This is a genomic window from Micromonospora sp. NPDC049081, assembly GCF_040648835.1.
Lineage (GTDB): Bacteria > Actinomycetota > Actinomycetes > Mycobacteriales > Micromonosporaceae > Micromonospora > Micromonospora antibiotica.
Genome location: NZ_JBEZEK010000024.1, coordinates 99,988 through 106,123 on the forward strand (window position 1 = coordinate 99,988; position 6,136 = coordinate 106,123).

General features: G+C 73.5%; 4 protein-coding genes and 1 pseudogene. 3 read left to right on the forward strand and 2 right to left on the reverse strand.

From position 1 onward, the window contains the following. The first annotated feature begins 75 nt into the window (after positions 1–75). Complete coding sequence (locus tag AB0B63_RS26730; protein ID WP_208569929.1) at positions 76–1,746, forward strand: GAF domain-containing sensor histidine kinase; 1,671 nt, start codon at positions 76–78, stop codon at positions 1,744–1,746. Positions 1,747–1,891: 145 nt separating this feature from the next. On the opposite strand, the gene AB0B63_RS26735 is transcribed toward AB0B63_RS26730, so the two are convergent. Beyond that, on the reverse strand, positions 1,892–2,530 hold the full coding sequence (locus AB0B63_RS26735) for a response regulator transcription factor (protein ID WP_208569920.1): 639 nt from the start codon (positions 2,528–2,530) through the stop codon (positions 1,892–1,894). Positions 2,531–2,834: 304 nt separating this feature from the next. Here AB0B63_RS26735 and AB0B63_RS26740 point away from each other — a divergent pair, with 304 nt between their 5' ends. After that, entirely contained in the window at positions 2,835–3,809 is a 975-nt protein-coding gene (locus AB0B63_RS26740) for a nitroreductase (RefSeq protein WP_357023520.1), read from the forward strand. Positions 3,810–3,855: 46 nt separating this feature from the next. On the opposite strand, the gene AB0B63_RS26745 is transcribed toward AB0B63_RS26740, so the two are convergent. Next, positions 3,856–4,860 carry an NAD-dependent epimerase/dehydratase family protein gene (locus tag AB0B63_RS26745; RefSeq protein WP_357023523.1) on the reverse strand — a complete coding sequence of 335 codons (1,005 nt, stop codon included), beginning with the start codon at positions 4,858–4,860 and terminating at the stop codon, positions 3,856–3,858. Between the two features lie 1,013 nt (positions 4,861–5,873). Between AB0B63_RS26745 and AB0B63_RS26750 the strand changes: the two are divergent. Next, positions 5,874–6,136 (forward strand): annotated as a pseudogene (locus AB0B63_RS26750) (hypothetical protein); the annotation flags it as partial.

Below are 6,136 nucleotides of genomic sequence, written 5' to 3' on the forward strand. Positions count from 1 at the left end.
CCGGGCGCTAAACTCGCCCGCGTGGCCGCCAGCACCCCTGCTTCCCGCAACGAACATCCGGTCCCCTCGTTGGGGCTGAGCCCGTTGTCCCGGGTCCGCCTCGACGAGCTGCTCCAGGAGATGCTCGACCGGGTCGGCGACGTGGTGACCAGCCGGGAGCGGCTGCGGGCGCTACTCGACGCGGTGGTCGGCATCGGCACCGACCTCGACCTGCGCAGCACCCTGCGACGGATCGTGCAGGCGGCCTGCGAGCTGGTCGGTGCGCGTTACGGCGCGCTCGGCGTGATCGGTCCCGACCGGCTGTTGCACGACTTCATCACCCACGGCATCGACGCCGAGCTGCACGCGAAGATCGGTGACCTGCCGCACGGGCGGGGGGTGCTCGGCCTGCTCATCGACGAGCCCCGCCCGGTCCGCATGCCCGACATCACCCAGCACCCCCAGTCGTACGGCTTCCCGCCGAACCACCCGCCGATGCACAGCTTCCTCGGCGTGCCGGTGCGCATCCGCGAGCAGGTCTTCGGCAACCTCTACCTGGCCGAGAAGCAGGGCGCCGCGGAGTTCACCGAGGACGACGAGGAGATCGTCGTGGCGCTGGCCGCCGCCGCCGGGGTGGCCATCGAGAACGCCCGACTCTATGCGCTGGCCCACCGTCGGGAACGCTGGCTGGCCGCGACCGCCGAGATCACCTCGGTGCTGCTCGGCGAGGTACGCCGGACCGACGCGTTGACCCTGGTGGCCCGCCGGGCCCGCGAGGTCGCCGAGGCGGAGCTGGCGCTGGTGCTGCTCTACGACGAGGACGCCGGGCAGTTCACCGTCGAGGTGGTCGACTCCGCCGACGGTGACGCCGACGGGCTGGTCGGCGCGCTGCTGCCGGCCAGCGAGACCAGCTTCGCCGGCTCGGTCACCGAGCGTCGCCGCGAGCTGCTCGACAACCTGGCCGAGGCGGCACCCTGGCCGGTGCCGGTGGTCGCCGGCCCGGCGGTGGTCTCCCCGCTCGCCGCCGCCGACACTCTGCACGGGGTGCTGGTGGTGGCCCACCGGCCCGACGCCGGCCGGGCCGCCGACGCCGACGTCACCCTGCTGGCCAGCTTCGCCGGCCAGGCCGCCCTGGCCATGGAGCGGGCCCGGGGCCAGGAGGAACGGGAACTGCTGGTGGTCCTGGAGGACCGCGAACGCATCGCCCGGGACCTGCACGACGTGGTGATCCAGCGGCTGTTCGCCACCGGCCTGCAACTGCAGAGCGGCGCGATGCACGCCCGCCCCGACGTCGCCAAGCGGATCAACGCGGCCGTCGACGACCTCGACGCCACCATCCGGGACATCCGCCGCACCATCTTCGAGCTGCGTACCCCGATGAGCGCGGCGCTGCGTACCGAGATCCGGGAGGCGGTCGACGTGGCCGCCGGGTCGCTCGGTTTCCGGCCCGCCGTCGAGTTGGACGGGCCCATCGACAGCGCCGTGCCGGATCCGGTCCGCCCCGACCTCACCGCCGTGCTCCGTGAGGCGCTGTCCAACGCGGTACGCCACGCCGGGGCCAACCGGGTCGCCGTCGCCGTCCGGGTCGACGCCGGCCGGGTCACCGTGACGGTCACCGACGACGGGGTGGGCTGTGACCCGGCCGCCGCGCGGGGTGGCCTGGTGAACCTGCGCGAACGCGCCGAACGTCACGGCGGCGAGTTCGAGGTGCGCCGGGTCGAGCCGCACGGCACCCAGCTCTACTGGTCGGTTCCGCTGCGCGACTGACCCGGGCCACCGGCCGATTCGGGCTCAGCCGGGACGGTGCGACCGGCTCGGGCTCAGCGTGCGGCCGGTGTCCGGCTCAGCGCGTGGTCGGCTCGTTCGGACCTGGCGGACGGTGGGTCAGGATGTCGGCCGGCGCTGGGGTGGGTCAGGGGCGTTGGCCGAGCAGGCGGGTGGCGAGCACGGCGGCCTGGGTGCGGCGCTCCAGGCCCAGCTTGGCCAGCACACTGGAGACGTAGTTCTTCACGGTCTTCTCGGCGAGGAACATCTTGCCGGCGATCTCCCGGTTGGTCAGCCCCTCGGCGACGTACTCCAGGATGCGGCGTTCCTGCTCGGTGAGGCTCTTCAGCTCGCGCGGCTGCTCGACGCCGCTGCGGATGCGCTCCAGCACCCGGGTGGTGATCGCCGGGTCGAGCAGCGACTGCCCGGCCGCGACCCTGCGCACCGCGTCGACCAGGTCGGTGCCCCGGATCTGCTTGAGGACGTAACCCGCCGCACCCGCCATGATCGCGGCGAACAACGCCTCGTCGTCCTCGTACGAGGTGAGGATCAGTCCCTTGATCGACGAGTCGACCGCCCGGACGTCCCGGCACACGTCGATGCCGTTGCCGTCGGGCAGCCGGGCGTCGAGGATCGCCACGTCGGGGCGGAGGGCGGGAATCCGTCGGGACGCCTCCTGGGCGGAGCCGGACTCGCCGACCACTTCGATGTCGCCGCTGCTCTGCAACAGGTCGGCCAGGCCACGGCGGACGACTTCGTGGTCGTCGAGGAGGAACACCCGGATCATCCCTCGTTTCTACCCGCCCGGACGCGCTCGTGCACGGGCCGAAGGTCCCTAACCTGGCACGTCGCACCGTCCTTCCTCGGGTGTCACGCCGACTGGGCCGGCCTGGCGGGTCGGGCACGGGGCGCTCCGCCAGTGGGAAGGGCGGCCCGGTGGGTCGGGACGTCCGGCCCTGCCCGGCCCACCTGCCGGTGACGGACCGTGGAGGGGAACCACCACCGGGAACCGGGGCGGCGTCGGCCGGCCGGGGCGACACGTTCCCCGCTCGGGGTGGAGCGGCACGAACCGCCACGGAAGGAGCACGACCATGGGCACCGGGTACACCGAGACGCAACTGCGGGCCGCCGTCGCGGACGCCGTCCGCGCGCCCTCCCTGCACAACACCCAGCCGTGGCGGTTCCGACTGCGCGACGGCGGAATCGAGGTGTCGGTCGACCCAGCCCGCCGGCTGCCGGCCACCGACCCGAGCGGTTGGGGCACCCGGATCTCCGGCGGGGCGGCCCTGTTCAACCTGCGGTTGTCGTTGGCGGTGGCGGGCACCCCGGCGACCGTACGGCTGCGACCGTACCCGGCTGACCCGGACGTGCTGGCCCGGCTGGTCCCGGAGCTGCCGCGCCGTCCCACCCCGACCGAGCAGGGTCTGTACGCGGCCATCGGCCGCCGGTTCAGCAACCGGGCGCCGTTCTGGCCCGACCCGGTGCCCGCCGAGGCCCGCTGGCGGCTCGGCGAGGCGGCCCGCGCCGAACAGTGCTGGCTGGAACTGGTGATCGGGGTGAGCGCCGTCAACGCCTTCGCCGAGATCGCCCGCAGCGCCCACCGGGTGCTCGAACGCGACCCCGCCTACCGGGCCGAACGCGCCGACTGGGTGCGTACCGAACCCGCCCCCGACGGGGTGCCGGCCCGCGCCGGTGGTCCGCAGAGCGAACCGCAGGACCTGCTGCCGTCGCGGGGCTTCGGCGGCCTGGACCGCGCCCCCGGCCGCGACTTCGAGCCGGAACCGCTGGTGGCGGTGCTCGGCGCGGCCGGCAACACGGTCGTCGACCAGGTGCTGGCCGGGCAGGCGTTGCAGCGGGTGCTGCTGACCGCCACCGACGCGGGGCTCGCGGTGTCGATGCTGTCGCAGCCGATCGAGGTGTCGGGGGCGCGGGAGGCGCTGCGGCTGTCGCTGGGTCGTTTCGGCACGCCGCAGATGGTGATGCGGATCGGGTACGGCCAGCCGGGGGTGGCGACACCGAGGCGAAGCGTGGACGAGGTGTTGGACGTTGCGGTGGCACCCGGCTGAACCCCCGCCGCCCGGCCTGTACCGCGCTCGCCTCGCGCGGTCCGGGTCAGGCTGGATGGTGCGCGGTGAGCAGGGCGGCTTCCCGGGCCGGGTCGAGGCCGACGGTCGCCCGCGCCGGCCGCCCCGCGCGGGGCGGGACCGACCCCACCCGGTCCAGCCAGCGCCAGGTGTCACCGACCGTCTCGGCCACCGGACGGCAGGTCAGTCCCGCCGCGTACGCCTTCTCGACGCCACGCTCCTGCAACCAGCGGTACTCGTGGCCCGGGGGAATCCAGATCGGCAGGTCGTTCCACGGTTCGATCCCGGCGGCGAGCAGCACCTCGGGGTCGGTCCACCGCAGTCGGGCGTCGGCCCCGGTCGTCGCCACCGCCTCGGTGAGCAGTTCGCCCATGGTGGTGTGCCCCGGGCGGCTGATCACGTTGAACGCGCCGCCCACGCCCTCGGCGGCCCGGTCGAGCGTGAAGGCCGCGAGGTCCCGGACGTCGACGTACTGCACCGGCAGGTCGGCCGGGCCGGGTGCGAGGACGTCACCGCCCCGGGCCACCCGGCGCAGCCACCACGGCAGCCGCCCGATGTCCTCCCCCGGCCCGAGGATCAGCCCGGCCCGCACCAGCAGGGCGCGTTCCCCGAACACCTCGGTCGCGGCCAGTTCCCCACCGGCCTTGCACCGGGCGTAGTCGTCGTCGCCGGTGTCGTCGGCCGCCGACGCCACCACCGCCGATTCCTCACCGACCCCGGGGCGCACAGGCGGGGCGTAGACGGAGCCGCTGGAGACGTAGGCGTAGTGCCCGGCACAGTGCAGCAGCGTGGCGGCGTCGCGTACCGCGCGGGGTGCGCCGTCCCAGGTGTCGACCACCACGTCCCACCCGCCGCCGGCCAGTTCGGCCAGCCCGCCCGGCGCGGTCCGATCACCCCGCAACCGGTGTACGCCCGGCGGGGTGCCCCCGTGTATCCCCCGGTTGAACATCGTCACCGTCCAGCCCCGGCGTACCCCTTCGGTCACGATGGCGGACCCGACGAACCCGGTGCCGCCCAGCATCAGCAGTCTCATCCGTCCCACCCTGCCGGTCGGGGGCACCGATGCGGCACCCTGTTCACCGGCAGCGGATCTGCCGTCGGCAGAACCCGGGCCAGAGCACTGCTCGACTCCCCCGTCGGTCCTTCGTCGACCGACATACGGGTCGGTTCGGTCCACGTCACGCGCGGCCCGGTGCACCCGGTGTGGGTGGTGCAGGGGCGGTGGCGTGTCGACAGCAGGGACGGACCCGCCATATCGCCCGACGATCATCATGCACACGCCTACGCCCGGCCGGGTACCGGCCACCCGCCTCAAATTAAAAGGGACGAACAGGATTCTCGGCTGGTAAAAGCAAGCATTCCACTGGGCGGCTGAAAACGGTCCACGGGACGGGCAACTCCTCGGGCTCCGCTATGCCTGTGAGGCATATTCATGACGCACAGGCATATAGCTTTCCGCGCAACATGATGCAGGGGACGCTGCACCCAGCACAGGCATAAGGGCGGCCCGGCGGCCCGGCGGCCCGGCGGCCCGGCGGCCCGGCGGCCCGGCGGCCCGGCGGCCCGGCGGCGAAGAATGTCCGAATCTGGCGGTCCGGAAAACGGACAGAGGTGACGGCCGTGAGCCGCCTGACGGAATCCCGGCCGGCCCGGATGCGTTACACCCGGTGGACGGCCGCAGCGGCAGCCCCGCCACCGGGCCCGATGCAGCCACCTCCGGCAGAATGACCCACCACCGCGACGCGGAATGACCGACCACTGCCGGTCGTTACGCCTCCGGCGCGCCCCCACCGGAATGACTGGCCACCGCCGGTCGTTACACCCGGTGCACGACCCCACCAGCCGGCCCGGCCACCCGCCGGGAATGACCCCGGGACCCCGGTCGTTGTATCTGACTCCGGCCCGTGCGGCCACCGCGTCAGCGGCAGGCCCCGACCGGAACCCCCTCGGACTTTCCCCCATGAGCGCCCCGACGTGGTGCCCGCATCCCCCGCCGCCTGTCCCCACGGGCGCCCGGTGGGTGTCAACCCCCGAAGGAGCTTCCCCATGACCACGATCCTGCGTAAGAGTGTCCTCGGTATCGCCGGTCTCGCCTTCGCCGGTGGCCTCGCCGCCGGCCCCCTGCACCTCGGCGACACCCCCACCATCGACACCAGCCCCGTCGCCGTCGTCCAGGCCGACAAGCCGGCCGTGGACAAGGCCAAGCTGATCCCCCACGGCGTGCAGGGCGACCAGTCCCGCATCGACCTCAACGACGAGCAGACCCGCAACGCCAAGGCCATCATCGCCGCCACGAAGAAGGCCGGCAT

Coding starts and splice junctions, on each gene's coding strand:
- AB0B63_RS26740 (WP_357023520.1), top strand. CDS start 2,835: ATGGGCACCGGGTACACCGAGACGCAACTGCGGGCCGCCGTCGCGGAC.
- AB0B63_RS26745 (WP_357023523.1), bottom strand. CDS start 4,860: ATGAGACTGCTGATGCTGGGCGGCACCGGGTTCGTCGGGTCCGCCATC.
- AB0B63_RS26735 (WP_208569920.1), bottom strand. CDS start 2,530: ATGATCCGGGTGTTCCTCCTCGACGACCACGAAGTCGTCCGCCGTGGC.